Raw genomic sequence first — 18,127 nt, forward strand, 5'->3', positions numbered from 1 at the left:
TGTCCTCTCTCTTCCCTCTACTCGTCGGACGTGTTGCTAGCTACCCAGCGACTCGGCCCAGGGGTAGGACTTCAGGTACGGGTCCGGCTCGATCGGGGTTCCGGAATCCCAGACCGTGTAGATCAGCCCGTCTCCCCGGATCTCACCGATGCGCGCCGTCTTGCTGATGTGGTGGTTGGAACCGTCGATGGTGACCAGTCCCTCCGGCGCGGCGAACGTGACACCGTCCGCGTTCGCCTGAACGTCCGCCGTGGCAAACGAATTCGCCTTCTCCACGGTGTTCTTCCACAGGTAGACGGAGGTGTAGGCGGCTTCCATCGGGTCCGACGTCGGCTTGGCGGCGCCGTACCGGGCCTTGTACGCGTCGACGAACTTCTTGTTCTCCGGAGTGTCGATGGTCTGGTAGTAGTCCCAGGCCGTCAGCTGACCCTCGATGTTCTGGACGCCGATACCGCCGACTTCCTCCTCGGCAATCGACACCGACACGACCGGCATGTCCTGCGCGGTCAGTCCGACATTCTTGTACTCGCGGAAGAACGCGACGTTCGAGTCACCATTGAGCGTGTTGAAGACGGCGTCGGCGTCGGCAGAGCGGACCTTGTTGACGATGGTAGAGAAGTCGGTGGAACCGAGCGGCGTGTAGTCCTCGCCCTTGATGTCGATGCCGTTTGCCTCGGCGTACGCTTTGATGATGCGGTTCGCGGTCTGCGGGAACACGTAGTCGCTACCCACCAGGTACAGGGACTTGACGCCCTTCTCCTTCAAGTAGTCGAGGGCCGGAACGATCTGCTGGTTGGTGGTGGCACCCGTGTAGAAGATGTTCTTCGAATCTTCGAGGCCCTCGTACTGGACGGGGTAGTAGAGCAGGGAGTTGTTGTCCTCGAACACCGGGAGCATCGCCTTGCGGCTCGAGGAGGTCCAGCCACCGAATACCGCTGCCACACAGTCGCTGCTGATCAGCTTCTCGGCCTTCTCGGCGAAGACGGTGGGCTCCGAGGCGCCGTCCTCGGCCACGATCTGAATCTTCTTGCCGAGCACGCCGCCGGCGCTGTTGATTTCGTCGACCGCGAGCGCGATCGAATCCCGGACGGTCACCTCACTGATGGCCATGGTGCCGGACAGCGAGTTGAGCGACCCGACCTTGATCGTGTCCCCGGAGGTGTCCACGCAGGACGCCGCGGTGGACTCGCCGGTCGTGTCGGACGCCTTGCTGCCGCATCCGGTCAGCACGAGCCCGATCGCGGCGAGCGCGGTCGGTGCAGCGAGGGCGCGCTTGGAGAAGGTGCGCATGTACGGGCCTTTCCGTCGGAGGAGGTGGAGAACCCCGTATTCCGGAACGGATGTATCCGCCCCACGTATACAGAGGTGTATTCGTGGGGCGAACATTAAGCGGCGGTTGTTGCGCCTGAATGTCTCTCGGTGACGTCTTCGTGTCGCGAATTACAGACGTGTGAACAAGCGCTCACAGGGCAGCGGCACGCTGCGGAAAGTGCAGTCCCTCACCGAATAAGGTAGGGGGACACCGAACTGCGGTGCTCACTGATGTCGAGTTGTTTGCCCAGAGGCGGGAACGCCCGCTGCGGGCAGTTGACCCGCTCGCACACCCGGCAGCCGGCGCCGATCGGCGTGCCGGGATTGGACTCGTCGAGGTCGAGTCCGTCGCCGTAGACCAGGCGATGGGCGTGCCGGATCTCGCAGCCGAGCCCGATGGCGAAGATCTTGGCAGGCTGACCGTAGCGGGCGGCGCGACGCTCGACTGTGCGCGCGACCCAGAGATACCGGCGGCCGTCGGGCATCTGCGCGATCTGATTCATGATCTTGCCCGGGTACGCGAACGTCTCGTAGACGTTCCACAGCGGGCAGGTGCCACCGCTCGTCGAGAAGTGGAAGCCCGTGGCGGATTGGCGCTTCGACATGTTCCCGGCGCGGTCGACGCGGACGAACATGAACGGCACACCGCGCAGCTTCGGCCGCTGCAAGGTGGAGAGGCGGTGGCAGACGGTCTCGTAACTGACCGAGTAGAAAGCCGACAGGCGCTCGATGTCGTACCGGAAGTCTTCGGCGACATCGTGGAATTGCCCGTAGGGCAGCACGGTCGCGGCAGCGAAGTAGTTGGCGAGTCCCAGCCGGGCCAGCGCAACCGACTCGTCACTGGTGAAACCGCCCTCCGCCACCATCTTGTCGAGGAGCTCGCCGTACTCCAGGTAGGCCAGCTCGGTGGCGAATTTGAACACCTGCTGCCCGCCCGAGAGGTGCGTCGAAATCTCCAGCAACCGCGACTCCGGGTCGTACCGGTGCAGCACGTTCTCGCCCAGGTCGATCCGCCGGACGATCTGCACGTCGTGCACCGTCTCCAGCCTGCGGGCCATTTCACCACCCACGTCGCCGCGGTGGAAACGCAGGCGGGCCGTGAGCTCTTCCGCCGCAGTATCGAGCTCGTGCAGATAGTTCTGACGCTGATAGAAGTAGTCCCGGACCTCTTCGTGCGGCATCGTGATGGAACCGCTGCCGCTGCCGTCGCTGAATCGGTCCTCGGTGGCGGCCGCCAACTGTGCGGTGGTGTTGCGGAAACGGCGGTGCATGTTGACCATGGCCTTCGCCAGACCCGGATGCGACGCCACCATCTCCGCGATCTCCTGCGCGTCGGCGTCGATGCCCATCTCCTGGTCGAGGGCAACCTCCCGCATCTCTGCGATCAGTCGGGTGTCGTCCTGGGAGGAGAAGAAGGTGGTGTCGACGCCGAACACCTCGCTGATCCGCAGCAGGACCGGCACGGTGAGCGGCCGGACGTCGTGCTCGATCTGGTTGAGGTAGCTGGCGGAGATCTCGAGCGTCTTGGCCAGTGCGGCCTGGCTCATGCCTCGCTCGGTGCGGAGCTGGCGCAACCGGGTACCGACGAAGGTCTTCGACATTTCCCCAGGATACGAACGGTTCGCGGGGTTCGCAACAGCGGCTTCGCAGCCTTCGCGGGTGGTGTGCGCCCGCGGCGGCCGAGCGAGTGACCCTTTGGTGCATTGGAGGCGCCGGAAGTGCCACCGACCGGTGCGCCGAGGCCACGCGGCCGAAACTCCCTGGTGATTGCCATCACAATTCGGTTGCGAACGACGCCGGCTTCCGGAGAACCGGCCGCGTCGGCCGCGTCGGGTGGCCCCGACTATCTGTGTACGGCAAGTTGCGTGCATTGCGTTCACGACCTGCGCCTTTTTGCTACTGACGGGTATCTTTCCTCCCCGAACGGAGAGGTCGAGCCCCAATCCTTCTTCGCAAAGTTTGCAAGGCGTGGTGAAAAGCTAGCGAAGATTGGCATTAGCAACAGGTAGACGGCACTTTTTGCTTGTGTCATTCTCAGTACGTACCTAAGAAGGGCCTGGCAAGGATGTGAAGCAGTACATCCGTACCGGACCAGCAGATCGAAGAGATGGAGTCTTGATGTCGACCACCGGCACCCCGAAGACCGCAGCTGAGATTCAGCAGGATTGGGACACCAACCCGCGCTGGAAGGGAGTAACCCGCAACTACACGGCGGAGCAGGTCACCAAGCTCCAGGGCACCGTTGTCGAAGAGCAGACCCTCGCACGCCGTGGTTCCGAGATCCTCTGGGACCTCGTGAACAACGAGGACTACATCAACTCGCTGGGCGCACTGACCGGTAACCAGGCCGTTCAGCAGGTTCGTGCAGGCCTCAAGGCCATCTACCTGTCCGGTTGGCAGGTCGCCGGCGACGCGAACCTGTCGGGACACACCTACCCCGACCAGAGCCTCTACCCGGCCAACTCGGTCCCGCAGGTCGTGCGCCGCATCAACAACGCGCTGCTGCGCGCCGACGAGATCGCCAAGGTCGAGGGCGACACGTCCGTCGAAAACTGGCTCGCCCCGATCGTCGCCGACGGCGAAGCAGGCTTCGGTGGCGCGCTCAACGTCTACGAGCTGCAGAAGGCCATGATCGCGGCCGGTGTCGCCGGTTCGCACTGGGAGGACCAGCTCGCGTCGGAGAAGAAGTGCGGTCACCTCGGTGGCAAGGTGCTGATCCCCACCCAGCAGCACATCCGCACCCTGACCTCGGCTCGCCTCGCGGCCGACGTCGCGGACGTCCCCACCGTGGTCATCGCCCGCACCGATGCCGAGGCCGCGACCCTCATCACGTCCGACGTGGACGAGCGCGACCAGGAGTTCCTGGACGGAACCCGCACTGCCGAGGGCTTCTACGGCGTCAAGAACGGCATCGAGCCGTGCATCGCTCGCGCCAAGGCATACGCGCCGTACGCCGACCTCATCTGGATGGAGACCGGCGTGCCGGACCTCGAAGTCGCCAAGAGGTTCGCCGAGTCCGTTCGCAGCGAATTCCCGGACCAGCTGCTCGCCTACAACTGCTCGCCGTCCTTCAACTGGAAGGCCCACCTGGACGACGCGACCATCGCGAAATTCCAGAAGGAGCTCGGCGCGATGGGCTTCAAGTTCCAGTTCATCACCCTCGCCGGCTTCCACTCGCTCAACTACGGCATGTTCGACCTGGCCCACGGCTACGCCCGTGAGGGCATGACCGCCTTCGTCGACCTGCAGGAGCGCGAGTTCAAGGCCGCCGAGGAGCGTGGCTTCACCGCCATCAAGCACCAGCGTGAGGTCGGTGCCGGCTACTTCGACAGCATCGCCACCACGGTCGACCCCAACACGTCGACGGCTGCTCTGAAGGGCTCCACCGAAGAGGGTCAGTTCCACTGAGCCTTGTCCTCGACAAGGCTTCGACCGATCACGGTGTGACCTGATCAATCCCGACCCCCGGGAGGGCCCTTTTTCCAGGCCCCTCCCGGGGCGACGACTCCACAAGACGAAAAGGAGCTGACGACGTGACCAGCGAAAAAATTCAGCGCGTCGGCGTTATCGGCGCCGGGATCATGGGCGCCGGAATCGCAGAGGTGTGCGCTCGCGCGCACGTCGATGTTCTGGTGTTCGAGCAGACCCGTGAGCTTGCGGCGGCAGGGCGTTCGCGCATCCTGCGTTCGCTCGACCGCGGCGTGAGCAGCGGAAAGATCACCGAACGCGAGCGGGAACAGGCCGCCTGGCGGTTGCGGTTCACCTCCGATCTCGGTGATTTCGCGGATCGGCAGCTCGTCGTGGAGGCCGTCGTCGAGGACGAGAAGGTGAAGAGCGAGATCTTCACCGAACTCGACTCGGTCGTGACGGATCCGAATGCGGTGCTGGCGTCCAACACGTCGTCGATCCCGATCATGAAGCTGGGCATCGCCACGAAGTCGCCTGAACGGGTGATCGGCATGCACTTCTTCAACCCCGTGCCGGTGCTCCCACTCGTCGAATTGGTGACCACCCTCAAGACCAGCTCGACGGTGTCCCAGCGGGCCGAAGCCTTCGCGAGCGATGTGCTGGGCAAGCAGGTCGTCCGTTCCGCAGACCGCTCCGGCTTCGTCGTCAATGCCCTGCTGGTGCCGTACCTGCTCTCCGCCATCCGCATGGTGGAGTCGGGCTTCGCCACCAAGGAAGACATCGACAAGGCGACAGTGCTCGGTCTTGCACACCCGATGGGTCCGCTCGCGCTGACCGACCTGGTGGGCCTGGACACAGTCAAGTCCATTGCCGACTCCATGTACGAGGAGTTCAAGGAGCCCCTGTACTCGGCACCGCCGCTGCTGCTCCGCATGGTCGAGGCGGGACTCGTCGGCAAGAAGGCCGGCGCAGGCTTCTACGAATACGCCGAGAACGGCCGGGCCAGCAAGAAGGCAAGCTAGTAGGTAGGTAGGCGACTACCCTGTGCGCCTTTCACGACCACGGTTGTGAGAGGCGCACAGGTGCATCGAGTCCCGGCATCTCCCGCCATCGGACTGAGCCCAGAAAGGTCGACCGCATGTCCAGCACCGCAACATACGGATCCAGCATCCTGGGGTATCCCCGCATCGGACCGCACCGCGAACTCAAGCGCGCCCTCGAGTCCTACTGGCATGGCACGAGCACGAAGGAAGAACTCGTCGCCGTCGGGCGCGACCTGCAGGAAGAGACGTGGAGTGAGCTCGCCGCGACCGGTTTGACCCAGGTCCCGGGCAACACGTTCTCCTACTACGACCACGTACTCGACAACGCGCTGCTGTTCGGTGCGGTGCCCGAGCGGTTCGCAGCACTCGAGAGCGAACTGGACCCGCTGGACTTCTACTTCACGATGTGTCGCGGCCGGCCCGACTTCCCGCCCCTCGAATTGGTGCGGTTCTTCGGCACCAACTACCACTACCGCCAGCCCGAACTGGACGAGAACACCACCTTCGCTCTGCGTTCCGAGACGCTGCTGGACGAGTTCGAACGGGCAAAGGCGCGCGGAATCGAACTGCGTCCCGTTGTGCTCGGCCCCGTGTCGCTGTTGCTGCTGTCGAAGGTCGGGCCGACGTCCCGGCGGCACGGCTTCTCGCCGCTCGACCTGCTGGACGAGATCCTGCCGGCGTACGAGCTGCTGTTCGAGCAGCTCGCGAAGGCCGGCGCCACGTGCGTCCAGCTCGACGAGCCGTCGTTCACCGAAGACCGCACACCCGACGAGTTGGCCGCACTCACACGGGCCTACGACAAGCTGTCGCACGCACCGCTGCGTCCTCGCGTCCTCGTCACCGGCCCGTACGGCCACCTGGGTGAAGCACTCGCAATCCTCGCAGCGACCAAGGTCGAAGCTCTCGGCCTCGACCTCGTCAGCCACCGGATGAGCGCCGACGACCTGGCGAAGATCCCGGGCATCCGGCGCAAGCGTATCTACGCCGGTGTGGTCGACGGCCGCAATGTGTGGAGGGTCGACCGGTACAACACGCTGACGTACTTGAATACGATCAAGGACGTCGTTCCGGATCTCGTGGTGTCGACTTCCACGTCGTTGCTGCACGTGCCCTACGACGTGTTGTCCGAGTACGACATCCAGGGTGACGTGGCCGACCGGCTGGCGTTCGCCAAGCAGAAGGTCGGCGAGGTCGTGTCGCTCGCCAAGGCCCTCACCGAGGGTCCGTCGGAGAGGTGGCGCAAACGGCCCACCTCCGTGCACTTCAAGCTCAAGCACGCCGTGCGCGCTCGGGTCAACGCCATCAAGTCGTCCGACCGTGCCCGTGTTCCGTACGAGGAGAGGCGCGTCGCTCAACAGGAGCGGCTGAATCTGCCCCTGGTTCCCGCGACGACGCTCGGCTCTTTTCCGCAGACGACCGAGATCCGTCAGGCTCGCTATGAGCTGGGGGAGGGACGCCTCGAGTGGGACGAGTACCACAAGCGGATTCGAGCCGAGATCGAGAACACCATCCGGTTGCAGGAAGACATCGGTCTGGACGTGCTGGTGCACGGCGAGCACGAGCGCAACGACATGATCCAGTATTTCGCGGAGCTCCTCGAGGGCTACGCGTACACCCACAACGGCTGGGTGCAGGCATACGGCTCCCGGTGCACACGTCCGCCGATCCTCTACGGAGACGTGTCGAGGCCGAAGCCGATGACGGTCGAGTGGATCTCGTATGCACAATCCCTGACGGACAAGCCTGTCAAGGGCATGCTCACCGGTCCGGTGACGATGATCGCCCGGTCGTTCGTGCGGCAGGATCAGCCGTTATACGAAACGGCCGACCAACTGGCGTTGGTGATCCGCGACGAGATCGCCGATCTGGAAGCCGCGGGCATCGCGATCATTCAGGTGGACGAGCCGGCCATCCGGGAGCTGCTGCCCCTGCGCGAAGACGGCCGGGAGGCGTATCTCGAGTGGGCGGTCGATGCGTTCCGTCTCGCCACCGGTGGTGCGAAGCCGGAGACGCAGATCCACACCCACCTCACCTACACGAGCCGCGCCTCGGTCGTCGATGCCATCGAACGCCTCGACGCGGACGTCACCGCCATCGTGGCCACCCGGTCCATCACCTGGGTGCTCGATGCCATCAAGGAGCGGGCTCTGACTCACGGAGTGGGTCCCGGTGTGTACGAGAGCCGGTCGGCGCGGATACCCGACATCGACGAGCTGGACGAACTGCTCACCGAGGCCAGTGAATCGGTCTCCCTGGAGCGGCTGTGGGCCAATCCCGACGGGGGTCTCAAGACCCGTCACTACTGGCAGCTCGAGCCCTCGCTGCGGAACCTCGTGGCGGCAGCGAGGCGGCTGCGCCGTCGGGCCGAGAAGGAAGAACTCGAAGACTGAGTTCGAGCCGTCCATGCGGGGCCGTTGTCGTCGGACACGGTCCCGCATGTGCGTTCACTGATGCAACCAGGTAGGCATGTATGCATGGTTACCGCCGCAGCATATGCAGTGCCGTCCGCCGAGGGCGCCTTCGAGAAGACCACCATCGAACGCCGTGAGCTCGGACCGCTCGACGTTCTCATCGACATCAAGTTCGCGGGCATCTGTCACTCGGACATCCACACCGCCCGCAACGAGTGGGGTGGAACCCATTACCCCGTCGTCCCCGGCCACGAGATCGCCGGTGTGGTGACCGCCGTCGGTTCCGAGGTGACCCGTCACCACGTGGGTGACCGCGTCGGAGTCGGCTGCTTCGTCGACTCCTGCGGTGAGTGCGACGCCTGCCGTGCCGACGAGGAGCAGTACTGCGAGCGCCGGGTCACCGGTACCTACAACGCGCGCGGCCGCGACGGTCAGTGGACGCAGGGCGGATACTCGACGCACATCGTCGTGACGGAACGATTCGTCGTGTCCATACCCGACGCGCTGGACCTCGACGTCGCGGCGCCGTTGCTGTGTGCCGGAATCACCCTGTACTCACCACTCGCGCACTGGGGCGCCCGCCCGGGCAAGAAGGTCGCCGTCATCGGCATGGGCGGCCTCGGACACGTCGGTGTGAAGATCGCACATGCGATGGGCGCCGAAGTCACGGTTCTGAGCCAGTCACTCGGCAAGAAGGAGGACGGGCTGAAATTCGGCGCCGATCACTACTACGCCACCTCGGATCCGGAGACGTTCAGAACGCTGCGCAGCCGGTTCGATCTCATCGTCAACACGGTGTCGGTGAACCTGGACATCGACGCGTACATGTCGATGCTCGCGATCAACGGAACCCTCGTCGAGCTGGGCCTGCCGGAGAAGCCGATCGAGGTGCGCGCGTTCAGTCTCGCCGCCAACCGGCGCAGTCTCGCCGGGTCGATGGTAGGCGGGATCGCCCAGACCCAGGAGATGCTGGACTTCTGCGCCCGGCACGGCATCGGCGCGGAGATCGAGGTGATCTCGGCGGACGAGATCGACGCAGCCTACGACCGCGTGGTGGCCAGCGACGTGCGGTACCGGTTCGTGATCGACGTGGCAACGATCTGACTCACGCCTCACCGAGCTGGTCGCGGAGCGACGCCAGCGTCTTCGCCAGCAGCCGGGAGACGTGCATCTGGGAGATGCCGACGCGATCGGCGATCTGCGTCTGAGTCATGTTTCCGAAGAACCGGAGCATCAGGACGGTCCGCTCCCGTTCGGGCAGTGAATCGAGCAGAGGGCGTAGGGTCTCGTGGTTCTCCACTTCGTCCATCGCGGCGTCGTAGTCACCGATCGTCTCCACCATGGACAGTTCGCCGGACCGCTCGGACGACGTGTTGTCCACGGAGACCGTTTGGTAAGCGTTGCCGGCGAGGAGGCCCTGCGCCACGTCCTCCTGATCGATGTGGAGATGGTCGGCCAGCTCGCTGACCGTGGGGGCGTGGCCGAGGGTCTGCGACAGCTCGGCCACCGCAAGACTCAGAGCCAGATGCAGTTCCTTCATGCGTCGCGGCACCCGCACTGCCCACCCGGTATCGCGGAAATGCCGGCGTACCTCGCCCATGATGGTGGGAACCGCGAAGGAGACGAAGTCGGACCCGCGGGTGACATCGAAGCGGTCTACCGAATTGACGAGGCCGAGGCGCGCAACCTGCACCAGGTCGTCGTGCGCCTCGCCTCGCCCGTCGAATCGACGGGCAATGTGCTCCGCGAGGGGGAGGCAACGCGTCACCAACGCGTCGCGCAGAACCCGTCGCTCAGGATCGTTCTCTTCGAGCGCGGCCTTCCGCTCGAACAGTGCTGCCACATCGTGATACTCGTCCGGCCAGCGCGCCGTCTGCCCCCCACCGCGAGTATCGGACGTCACAGAATCGAGCCGTTCTTCACCTTGGTGAATTCCATGGTGGTGACGAATCCCGACGTGGGAGGGTCCGGCTCGTTTCGCATGTCGACGGAATCGGTCAGGGCATGGAGTACGTGCCAGCCGAACGAGCGCGGTCCGAGTGAATCGATGGTGGTGGTGGTGCTCGACACGGCCACCCGCAGGGTGCCGTCGAGGTACTGCAGCCGGCACACCAGGACCGCGTCGGCCGTGGCACGGACGATCAACTGGGTACAGATCTCGTCCATGGCCAATTTGATGTCGGCGATGGAGTCGAGGTCGAAATCTTCGTGGATGGCAACGGTGGCTGCCAGGGCGCGCAATACGGAGAGCTGATCGGGCGTTGCTCGCACGCGCAGTTCGACGACAGGATGAGTGTGATCCTGGTCGGGTTCGATTGTCTTGGCGATGGCCATGAGACCTCCGGGTCGGGCGTACCGGGTTGTCGGCGGGAGTGTGCCGGCTCGCGGTCGTGAAAAGTCAGGGTAGCGATCCGGAGACACCGCAGGTGGAATACCGCAGAACAACACCGATCAAACCAGTCCGTGCGGTACGTATTCGCAGGTAATGTTGGCGGAGCGATGAGCGTTCCTCAAGCTCTCGACGGGGCATGTGGTCAGAGGAGACGAGTGGATGCGGAACGACCTCCGGCGGCAGACTTCCACGAGCGTCGGCGCCCCCACGGACGCCGATCCCGTCACCGTGTCGCTCGAGGCGGTGCTGCGGCTTCTCGAGACACAAGACAGCGTCATTACCCAGTTGGACACCCTGTGCAGGCAGGTGGTTCAGGCGTTCACCGGAGCGGAAACGGCCGCGATCACGCTGCTACGCGCGGCTGGGCCGGCCACCGTGGTCGCAACGTCGGATGAAGTTGCGCGCCTGCGCGAAGTCTCGCACAGCGATGCTGCCCAACCGAGTAGCTTCTTGTCGGTGCCGTTGAGAGACGGCGGCCCTCCAGCAGACCACCGGTCGGCGGGTGTCGAGATGCTGGGTGCCTTGAATCTCTACGGCACCCGTCCCCACGCGTTCGATGACATCGATCAGTCGGTGCTCGGGTTGTACGTGGATGCGGCGTCCGTCGCACTGCGTCATGCACGACGATGTGAAGAAGCGAGGAACCTGGTCCAACAGTTGCGGATCGCAAATGATTCGCGGGCCGTGATCGACCAGGCCAAGGGCATCGTCATGGCGTTGCGGGGCGTAGATGCCGGAGCTGCGTTCGACGTCCTCGTCGCGCGCTCGCAACAGGAAAACGTAAAGTTGCGCGTGGTCGCCGAGCAAGTGGTGCAGGCCGTCGCGAGACACGCGCCCGTAGGTAACGCTTTGTAATAGCTCACCTGCGCAGATGTCGCCAAGGGGATCTGTTATTTCCTTGTGACACATCACTGCCGGGAGTAGTCTCGAACCGAGGTTGAACACACAGCCGATGTCGGGAAGCGCTGCCGCAGCAGACGGTGAGAGGTGTCCGAGGTCGGGTTTTGTCTGCAGGTGCTCCGCTTCCCCTCTCAATGTTCGAGATGGGGTGAGCCATGTCTGTTGTTCCAGGGGTCCCAGAACCTGAATTGGCCTGTTCGGGCGCGGGGACGGGCGTCGACTACACACCGAAAGTAGTCCTTTCGGCGGTCTGTACCGCTCCGACACGCTGCGCGAGCGCAGAATTTCATTCCGAGCGAATAGGTTCGGGCGTGATGGTGGTCGGAGTGCGAGGTGACATCGACCTGTTCAGTGCACCCGTTTTCCATGAATACGTCTGCACCCGGATTTCGCCTGAGGGGCAATTCATCCTCGACATGTCGAAGGTCGACTTCATCGGGACGGCAGGACTGTCGGTTCTCGACAGCGTCCACGCATCGAACATCCGGGACGGGCGGCACTGGGCCATGATCTGCGGCCGTCCGCTGTATCGGCTGTTGCGGGCGGCAGGTCAGGAATCGAGCTACCCGTGCTTCTCGTCGGTCGACAGTGCGCTCGGGGCGTGGCACGGAAGAACTGCCTGACAGCGGCAGCGCGGCCTTCGAACGCAATTTTCGACGAGAACCGGCGCGGACGATCAGTGCGCGCCCGTTCGGCTGGTTCGCGGGGGAGCGGAGACGCACCGTCCATAGGCGCGGAGTGTGTCGGTGGCGACACGATCCCACGAGTACCGGGCGCGGGCGCGGTCGCACCCTGCCATGCCGTAACCGGCGCGTAGAGCGTCGTCGTCGAAGATCTGCCGCAGCGCTTCCGCCAGGCGTACCGGGTTCCGGGGTGAGATCAGCCGTCCCGTGATTCCGTCGACCACCGTGTCCCGCATACCGCCGACGGCGGAGGCGACCACTGGTGTGCCGCAGGCCATCGCTTCCAGAGGGACCATGCCGAAAGGCTCGTACCACGGCGTACACACCACGGCGTCTGCGGAGCGCAGCAGCGACGGCATGACGTCGTGCCGAACGTGGCCGATGATCCGTACTCGTTTGCCCACCTTGGCGACACGTGCCAGGGACAGCAGTCGTGACGCTTCCGGATCGTCGGCCACCTGCTCGGCTGCAGGTCCGCCTGCAATCACCAGCTCGGTGTCCGGAAGGTGGGTGAGAGCCTCGATGGCGGTGTCGTAACCCTTACTCGGGGCGAGCCTGCCGACCATCACGATGCGATGACGCATCCCCTTGTCGTCGGCGCGACCGTCCGGGGTGAATTCCGCGACGTCGACACCGGAGGGAACCATCGAGGTGCGGGAACGCGGCAGACCGAGGTGTGCCAGTTCGAATACTTCGTCCGTACACGTCGCCACCACCCGGGTGGCTCCGCGGGCGATCAACTGCTCGAGGTGGACGCGATTGGACGGGCACGACACCGGGCCCTGGAATCGCTCCTCGACAACGCCGAGGGCGTGGAAGGTCTGCACGGTCGGGATACCGAGGAGTCGCGCCGCGAGCTGCGTCGCAATGCCCGACATCCAGTAGTGGGCGTGGACGATGTCCGGCCTCTCGGCTTCCCATTCGTTCTTCAGGAAGTTGCCGAAACTTCCCATCAGCGGCAGTACTTCCGCTTCCGGCATCGGCTGGGGCGGACCGACCGGCACCTGTACGACCGTGTACCCGCTCGGCGTGGTGAAGCGGTCAGGGAGATCTTCGTCGGCGCGGCGCGTATAGACGGTGACGTCGTGGCCCTCGCGGGTGAGGGCAGCGGACAGTTCCGCCAAATGGATGCTCTGCCCGCCGACGTCACCGCCCGCATCGGTCAAGGGACCCGCGTTGCCGGAGATCATCGATATCCGTAACCGCCGGGCCGTGACGAGATGGGTCGTTCTGATCGTTTGACCGATGCAGGAGTCGGGTCTCGGCTGGCGATGAGTGGCGGTCATGCCAGGGGATTCCCGAACTGTGGGTTTGTAAACCGACCGGCTCCGACGCTGTCACAGGACAGGGTTCACGGGACCGGCCGGTGTCGCGATCTAGTACCAGTGGCGCCTGCCGCCGACAGCGCGTCCGGTGGAGCCGAGGATCCACAGAATTGCACCGATCACCAGGAGAATGATGCCGAGAACCCAGAGCCAGTTGAGATTGGCCAGCCATCCGATCAAGAGCAAGATCAACCCGAGCACGATCATGACGTTCCTCGTTTCTTCCTCATCCTCTCGACAAGGGAAGCGTGTCCGCTGACGGACTGCGCTCCACTTCGCCGACTCCTGCGCCCATTGCGTAGGTCAGATGCCCGCCCAGCGTGCCGCCGGCGCCGACCGCGAGAAACCCGGCGACGCTCAGCGCGACGGCTCGCGCGTCGGTACCGCGGCGGCGGCGCATGAACGACGCAAGGAAGGCAGCGATCCCGACTGCGTTAGCGCCCGCGTGAATGAGGCCGACGCGGCGTTGCGTCACGTCGCGTTCGGCCCAATCCACCCACCCGGTCGTGAGTGTGGGCACCGCGGAGAGAAGGCCGAAACCGATCAACCGCCGCGCGGCGACGTGATCGCGCAGCACCGTATCCAGAATGAGGGACCCGGACCAGGCACCGATCGGGACTGTCACAAGCACAGGATGCAACGGATGGCCCAGCCACGAACCCCGCAGAACTTCACGGACTTCGGTGCCGCGGAGCCTGGCAGTGATCCTGCGCTGTAGCAGCGCGCTCGCGTTGTCGAGAAAGCTTGCGGACTCCGTCTTGCGTAAAAGACCGGGTACGTTCATTCGGCTCGAATACCCACGTCGGCGGGCGCGAAAACGCCGTCGACGCCGTGGGCATCTTGTCGCCGATTCCGGTCCGGCGTACCGTCGGACACAGATTCCACCAGGTGAGGTGAGTACCGATGAAACTCAATCTCTTCGCCGCGTGGACAAGCTTCGCGCTCGTCCTGTTCGCGGTGGTCTGCATCGCCGGGTTCCTTGTCGCTGCCGGGTCCGGTGAGGGCGGCTGGGCAGTGATCGCCGGTTCGTTGTGCGTCGTCGCGCTCGCAGCAGCCATGGCGCTGTACGGCGGCACCGTGCGCCACGATCATCGGGTGCATCACGACACGCCACACCTCTTCTGAGCGACCGCGTTTCCTCACGACTCCGCGAGTCGCCGCTTCTCCGTGTCAATGTCGAAATCGGCTGGAGGCCATTCGAGACGAAGGCCTTCGAAAGCGTGGATCAGCAATTCGCTCACCGCAATTCTGCTGTACCACTTACGGTCACACGACACCACGTACCACGGCGCGTCGTCCGTCGAGGTCTTGTCGAGCATCGCCTGATACGCGTCTTGATACGCCGGCCACAACTTGCGCTCGGTGACATCGCCCGGGTTGTACTTCCAGTACTTGTCCGGGCGTTCCAGTCTCTCCTGCAGTCGCGACTTCTGTTCGTCCAGGGACACGAACATGGCAACCTTCACCAAAGTGGTGCCGGTGCCGACGAGTTCCCTCTCGAACTGATTGATCTCGTCATAGCGTCCGCACCACACGGATTCGGGGACCAGATCGTGTACGCGCACCACCAGGACATCCTCGTAATGGGATCGGTCGAAGACACCCAGCTGCCCGCCGCGGGGCAACGCCTTCGTGACCCGCCACAAGAAGTGGTGCCGCTTCTCCTCTTCGGTGGGCACCCCGAATGCCACGTGGTCTACGCCTTGCGGGTCGACGTGCCCGATGACGTGGCGGACCATTCCGCCCTTGCCTGCGGTATCCATGCCCTGGAGGACGAGGAGCACCGACCGATTGTCGCCGGACCGTCCGTTGGCGTGGAGTTTCTCCTGCAACGAGGAGAGGACGGCTCCCCGTTCGTGGAGGACACGCGTCCCTTCGGTCTTGCCGCCCACGAATCCGGGCGTGCCTCGACGGTCGAGATCGGCGATCTGCATGCCGGGACGGAACCGCAGCACTTTTGCGGCCGGTGTCTCCCAGAAGCCCGCTGTGTTGTCTGCCATTTACGAACAGTGCCACATTCAGGCTCCGCCGACGCATGAACCAGGGTTCACACCCTGCTGAACGGTGGCGGGGTGACCCCGTCGACGAGGTGGCTGCCCCACAGATCCACCCCTGTGATCTTGGCGGTGGCGGTACCTTCGGGGCCCGTGATGCGGAGCTCCGTGCCGGGCGAGAGGTCGGCGTCGTCGCCGAGGGCTTCCGTCAGCGTGCGTACACGGCCGTGCCAGACGTAGCGTCCACTGATGGGTTCGAAATTTCCTGCGAGCTGGACCTGCACCGTCACGGCGGGCAGCTCACCCACCACGACTTCGGCCGGCCCGCGGTAACCCTCTTCTTCCTCGGAGTCGTTCATGACCCCGAGTTTACCTGTTACTTCTGGTTACACAATATTGAGTGAGCGTCTACTCGTCGGTCGTGGGAAGCAGCGGGTGCGGTGCCGCGTTGAATCGCGCGGGCGAACCGTTGAAGGCAGCGATGCCGGTGATGCCTCCCCAGGTCATCATCGTCAGGTAGTTGATCAAATCCTCCACCGACATCGATCGGTTCGAGATCCACCAGTGGGTAGCCAACTGGACACCGCCGACGATGCCGTACGCCCACGGCACCGCGCCTCCGGAATCCATCTCCATCTGACGCAGTCGCTCGCCGAGCACCGTCGAGAGGACCTCGGCGATCATCCGTTCGGAATCGGCCACCGTGTCGCGGCCCGGCCCTGAACCGTTCGACATGATGTACAAATACACGTCGGGATCGGATGCGACCGTTTCCACGTAGGCGGTGATCGTGGCGCGGGTGAGTTCGAAGTCGTCGAGATCTTCGCCGATGGCCTCGTAGATCCGGGGTGCCAGCGTGGTTTCCACGTAGCGGGCCATGGTGGCATTGGTGAGATCGCTCTTGTCGGCGAAATAGCGATACAGCACGGTCTTGGAGACGCCGATTTCCGAGGCGATCTCATCCATGCCGATGTCACGTCCACGCAGGCGGATGGCGGCGATCGTTCCGTCGACGAGTTCCTCCCGGCGCGCGATCTTGTGCTCGCGCCAGCGGCGCTTACGCCCATCGGGCTTTGTCGCCTTCTCCAGCTTCGTCATCGACTCCGTCACCTGCTCGGCATCCTTCAGGTCGTCATTCGCCACTGAGCTTGTCCACATCCGTTTCGTGTCGCAATCCTCTCCCAGCTTAGTGCTCGGCTGTTGTCGGGCCGCACAAAGCCGTCTGTGCCCCTCGCGCGTCCGCCTCAGGTGAGCGCCGCGTCGTCGACCTTCGGCACAATGGCAACTGTGCAGCAATTGAGTCTTTCTGCTTTCGATGACGGCGAGAAGCGGCGCGACCTTCGCAAGATGAAGGCTGTGGCGACGGGTTTCCTCGTGTTCGCCACGCTGGTCTACCTCGTGTGCCGGTGGCAGGAATCGCGGGGCGCGGGGGAGTGGGTCGGCTATGTGCGGGCCGCGTCGGAGGCCGGAATGGTCGGTGCGCTGGCTGACTGGTTCGCCGTGACCGCGCTGTTTCGTCATCCACTCGGCCTGCCCATCCCGCACACGGCGATCATCAAACGGAAGAAGGATCAGCTAGGTGCCAGCCTGAGCAGTTTCGTGGGTCAGAACTTTCTGGCACCCGAAGTGGTGTCCGCCAAGGTCGAGGCGGCCCAGGTCCCGCTGCGGCTCGGTACCTGGATGGCGCAGCCGAAACACGCCGAGCGCATTGCCGCCGAGACGGCGACCGTCCTGCGCGGACTCGTCGAGGTGCTGCGCGACGAGGACGTGCAGCAGATCATCGACAGCACCATCGTGCGCAGGCTGGCGGAGCCGGAGTGGGGACCGCCCATCGGGCGAGTGCTCGGTGAACTACTCCGCGAGAATCGTCAGCTGCCCATCCTCGACCTGCTTGCCGAGCGCGCGCACCAGTGGGCCCTCGGCAGCCAGGAGACCATCGACCGCATCGTCACCCGCGACTCGCCGTCCTGGTCGCCCAAGTTCGTCGACCTGATGCTCGGTGAGAAGATCCACCGCGAGCTCGTCGAATTCACCTGGAAGGTGCGCTCGAACCCCGAACACGAGGTCCGCCAGGCGGCCAACCGCTTCCTCGTCGATTTCGCCGACGACCTGCAGAACGACCCCGTCACCATGGAGAAGGCCGAAAAGATCAAGGCCGAGATCATGGGCCGCGAAGAGGTCACCGGGCTGGCGGCCGCGACGTGGAAGGTGGCCAAGCGCCTCATCATGGAGTCCGTCGACGATCCCGGCAGCACACTGCGGACGAAGGTCGCCGAGAACGTCGTCCGCATCGGCGAACGACTGCGCGACGACGACGAGCTGAGAACCAAGGTCGACGGGTGGGTGATGGTGGGAACTCGATACGTCGTCGTCAACTACACCGACGAGATCACCGGGGTCATCTCCGACACCGTCGAACGCTGGGATGCCGAGGAAGCGAGCAAGAAGATCGAACTGCAGGTGGGGCGGGACCTTCAGTTCATCCGGATCAACGGCACCGTGGTCGGTTCCATCGCCGGATTGTTGATCTACACGCTCTCCTCGTTGATGTTCGGCTGACTGCCGCGTCGGTGGCGTAGGCCGTACACCTACTGCTAGCAGAGCGCTTGCAATTGCTAGCACCCTCTCTTACACTGGGTCTCGCCCAGCAATTCGGGAGG

The 18,127-nt window shown here is 64.4% G+C and carries 18 protein-coding genes; 8 read left to right on the top strand and 10 right to left on the bottom strand.

Annotated elements, in window-relative coordinates:
• Positions 1 to 36 precede the first annotated feature (36 nt).
• Together urtA and ramB are read right to left on the bottom strand one after the other, a co-directional pair.
• The gene (gene urtA, locus NOF53_RS16880) at positions 37 to 1,290 is read right to left on the bottom strand and encodes an urea ABC transporter substrate-binding protein (protein WP_255970755.1); all 1,254 of its coding nucleotides are present in this window, start codon (positions 1,288 to 1,290) and stop codon (positions 37 to 39) included.
• 209 nt (positions 1,291 to 1,499) lie between these two features.
• Positions 1,500 to 2,912: an acetate metabolism transcriptional regulator RamB gene (ramB, locus tag NOF53_RS16885; protein ID WP_255970757.1), complete on the bottom strand. Its 1,413-nt coding sequence runs from the start codon at positions 2,910 to 2,912 to the stop codon at positions 1,500 to 1,502.
• A 517-nt stretch (positions 2,913 to 3,429) separates the two neighbouring features.
• On the opposite strand from ramB, the gene aceA reads away from it, so the two are divergent.
• The 4 genes from aceA to NOF53_RS16905 all read left to right on the top strand — a co-directional run bounded on the left by aceA (position 3,430) and on the right by NOF53_RS16905 (position 9,277).
• Positions 3,430 to 4,719, top strand: coding sequence for an isocitrate lyase (aceA, locus tag NOF53_RS16890; RefSeq protein WP_255970759.1), 1,290 nt, complete (start codon positions 3,430 to 3,432; stop codon positions 4,717 to 4,719).
• Positions 4,720 to 4,844: 125 nt separating this feature from the next.
• Positions 4,845 to 5,741 (top strand): 3-hydroxybutyryl-CoA dehydrogenase, encoded by an 897-nt coding sequence (locus NOF53_RS16895; RefSeq protein ID WP_255970762.1) that lies wholly within the window; start codon positions 4,845 to 4,847, stop codon positions 5,739 to 5,741.
• Between the two features lie 116 nt (positions 5,742 to 5,857).
• Positions 5,858 to 8,152, top strand: coding sequence for a 5-methyltetrahydropteroyltriglutamate--homocysteine S-methyltransferase (metE, locus tag NOF53_RS16900; protein WP_255970764.1), 2,295 nt, complete (start codon positions 5,858 to 5,860; stop codon positions 8,150 to 8,152).
• An 84-nt stretch (positions 8,153 to 8,236) separates the two neighbouring features.
• Positions 8,237 to 9,277 (top strand): NAD(P)-dependent alcohol dehydrogenase, encoded by a 1,041-nt coding sequence (locus tag NOF53_RS16905; protein ID WP_255970766.1) that lies wholly within the window; start codon positions 8,237 to 8,239, stop codon positions 9,275 to 9,277.
• Position 9,278: 1 nt separating this feature from the next.
• Here the strand turns inward: NOF53_RS16905 and NOF53_RS16910 are convergent, their stop codons facing one another.
• Positions 9,279 to 10,076 carry a SigB/SigF/SigG family RNA polymerase sigma factor gene (locus NOF53_RS16910; RefSeq protein ID WP_255970768.1) on the bottom strand — a complete coding sequence of 266 codons (798 nt, stop codon included), beginning with the start codon at positions 10,074 to 10,076 and terminating at the stop codon, positions 9,279 to 9,281.
• Positions 10,073 to 10,507, bottom strand: coding sequence for an ATP-binding protein (locus tag NOF53_RS16915; protein ID WP_255970770.1), 435 nt, complete (start codon positions 10,505 to 10,507; stop codon positions 10,073 to 10,075). The genes NOF53_RS16910 and NOF53_RS16915 overlap by 4 nt, the downstream gene beginning before the upstream one ends.
• A gap of 217 nt (positions 10,508 to 10,724) precedes the next feature.
• Here NOF53_RS16915 and NOF53_RS16920 point away from each other — a divergent pair, with 217 nt between their 5' ends.
• Together NOF53_RS16920 and NOF53_RS16925 are read left to right on the top strand one after the other, a co-directional pair.
• Positions 10,725 to 11,420 (top strand): GAF and ANTAR domain-containing protein, encoded by a 696-nt coding sequence (locus NOF53_RS16920; protein WP_255970772.1) that lies wholly within the window; start codon positions 10,725 to 10,727, stop codon positions 11,418 to 11,420.
• Between the two features lie 359 nt (positions 11,421 to 11,779).
• On the top strand, positions 11,780 to 12,088 hold the full coding sequence (locus NOF53_RS16925) for an STAS domain-containing protein (protein WP_255970874.1): 309 nt from the start codon (positions 11,780 to 11,782) through the stop codon (positions 12,086 to 12,088).
• A gap of 53 nt (positions 12,089 to 12,141) precedes the next feature.
• Here the strand turns inward: NOF53_RS16925 and NOF53_RS16930 are convergent, their stop codons facing one another.
• The 3 genes from NOF53_RS16930 to NOF53_RS16940 all read right to left on the bottom strand — a co-directional run bounded on the left by NOF53_RS16930 (position 12,142) and on the right by NOF53_RS16940 (position 14,257).
• Positions 12,142 to 13,338, bottom strand: a complete 1,197-nt coding sequence (locus NOF53_RS16930; protein ID WP_255970774.1) for a glycosyltransferase — start codon at positions 13,336 to 13,338, stop codon at positions 12,142 to 12,144.
• A gap of 186 nt (positions 13,339 to 13,524) precedes the next feature.
• Positions 13,525 to 13,680: a DUF6131 family protein gene (locus NOF53_RS16935; RefSeq protein ID WP_255970776.1), complete on the bottom strand. Its 156-nt coding sequence runs from the start codon at positions 13,678 to 13,680 to the stop codon at positions 13,525 to 13,527.
• A gap of 19 nt (positions 13,681 to 13,699) precedes the next feature.
• On the bottom strand, positions 13,700 to 14,257 hold the full coding sequence (locus tag NOF53_RS16940) for a DUF2231 domain-containing protein (RefSeq protein WP_255970778.1): 558 nt from the start codon (positions 14,255 to 14,257) through the stop codon (positions 13,700 to 13,702).
• Between the two features lie 119 nt (positions 14,258 to 14,376).
• Here NOF53_RS16940 and NOF53_RS16945 point away from each other — a divergent pair, with 119 nt between their 5' ends.
• Positions 14,377 to 14,598 carry a hypothetical protein gene (locus tag NOF53_RS16945; protein WP_109327758.1) on the top strand — a complete coding sequence of 74 codons (222 nt, stop codon included), beginning with the start codon at positions 14,377 to 14,379 and terminating at the stop codon, positions 14,596 to 14,598.
• Positions 14,599 to 14,612: 14 nt separating this feature from the next.
• Here NOF53_RS16945 and NOF53_RS16950 read toward each other — a convergent pair whose 3' ends face one another.
• Genes NOF53_RS16950 through NOF53_RS16960 form a run of 3 tightly spaced genes read right to left on the bottom strand, consistent with a single transcriptional unit; the run spans position 14,613 to position 16,610 of the window.
• On the bottom strand, positions 14,613 to 15,473 hold the full coding sequence (locus NOF53_RS16950; protein WP_255970781.1) for a polyphosphate kinase 2 family protein: 861 nt from the start codon (positions 15,471 to 15,473) through the stop codon (positions 14,613 to 14,615).
• A gap of 47 nt (positions 15,474 to 15,520) precedes the next feature.
• A complete protein-coding gene (locus NOF53_RS16955) occupies positions 15,521 to 15,826 on the bottom strand; it encodes a DUF4873 domain-containing protein (RefSeq protein WP_255970783.1) in 306 nt (101 codons plus the stop codon).
• A gap of 49 nt (positions 15,827 to 15,875) precedes the next feature.
• Positions 15,876 to 16,610 (bottom strand): TetR/AcrR family transcriptional regulator, encoded by a 735-nt coding sequence (locus tag NOF53_RS16960; protein ID WP_159920202.1) that lies wholly within the window; start codon positions 16,608 to 16,610, stop codon positions 15,876 to 15,878.
• 144 nt (positions 16,611 to 16,754) lie between these two features.
• Between NOF53_RS16960 and NOF53_RS16965 the strand changes: the two genes are divergently transcribed.
• On the top strand, positions 16,755 to 18,026 hold the full coding sequence (locus NOF53_RS16965) for a DUF445 domain-containing protein (protein WP_374212626.1): 1,272 nt from the start codon (positions 16,755 to 16,757) through the stop codon (positions 18,024 to 18,026).
• The last annotated feature ends 101 nt before the right edge of the window (positions 18,027 to 18,127 follow it).

The organism is Rhodococcus tibetensis, assembly GCF_024438035.1.
Classification (GTDB): Bacteria; Actinomycetota; Actinomycetes; order Mycobacteriales; family Mycobacteriaceae; genus Rhodococcus_F; species Rhodococcus_F tibetensis.

Bases quoted from the DNA above. Each gene is read 5' to 3' on its own strand.
- urtA (WP_255970755.1), bottom strand. From the start codon at position 1,290: ATGCGCACCTTCTCCAAGCGCGCCCTCGCTGCACCGACCGCGCTCGCC.
- ramB (WP_255970757.1), bottom strand. From the start codon at position 2,912: ATGTCGAAGACCTTCGTCGGTACCCGGTTGCGCCAGCTCCGCACCGAG.
- aceA (WP_255970759.1), top strand. From the start codon at position 3,430: ATGTCGACCACCGGCACCCCGAAGACCGCAGCTGAGATTCAGCAGGAT.
- metE (WP_255970764.1), top strand. From the start codon at position 5,858: ATGTCCAGCACCGCAACATACGGATCCAGCATCCTGGGGTATCCCCGC.
- NOF53_RS16905 (WP_255970766.1), top strand. From the start codon at position 8,237: ATGGTTACCGCCGCAGCATATGCAGTGCCGTCCGCCGAGGGCGCCTTC.
- NOF53_RS16915 (WP_255970770.1), bottom strand. From the start codon at position 10,507: ATGGCCATCGCCAAGACAATCGAACCCGACCAGGATCACACTCATCCT.
- NOF53_RS16920 (WP_255970772.1), top strand. From the start codon at position 10,725: ATGCGGAACGACCTCCGGCGGCAGACTTCCACGAGCGTCGGCGCCCCC.
- NOF53_RS16925 (WP_255970874.1), top strand. From the start codon at position 11,780: ATGGTGGTCGGAGTGCGAGGTGACATCGACCTGTTCAGTGCACCCGTT.
- NOF53_RS16930 (WP_255970774.1), bottom strand. From the start codon at position 13,338: ATGATCTCCGGCAACGCGGGTCCCTTGACCGATGCGGGCGGTGACGTC.
- NOF53_RS16935 (WP_255970776.1), bottom strand. From the start codon at position 13,680: ATGATCGTGCTCGGGTTGATCTTGCTCTTGATCGGATGGCTGGCCAAT.
- NOF53_RS16940 (WP_255970778.1), bottom strand. From the start codon at position 14,257: ATGAACGTACCCGGTCTTTTACGCAAGACGGAGTCCGCAAGCTTTCTC.
- NOF53_RS16945 (WP_109327758.1), top strand. From the start codon at position 14,377: ATGAAACTCAATCTCTTCGCCGCGTGGACAAGCTTCGCGCTCGTCCTG.
- NOF53_RS16950 (WP_255970781.1), bottom strand. From the start codon at position 15,473: ATGGCAGACAACACAGCGGGCTTCTGGGAGACACCGGCCGCAAAAGTG.
- NOF53_RS16955 (WP_255970783.1), bottom strand. From the start codon at position 15,826: ATGAACGACTCCGAGGAAGAAGAGGGTTACCGCGGGCCGGCCGAAGTC.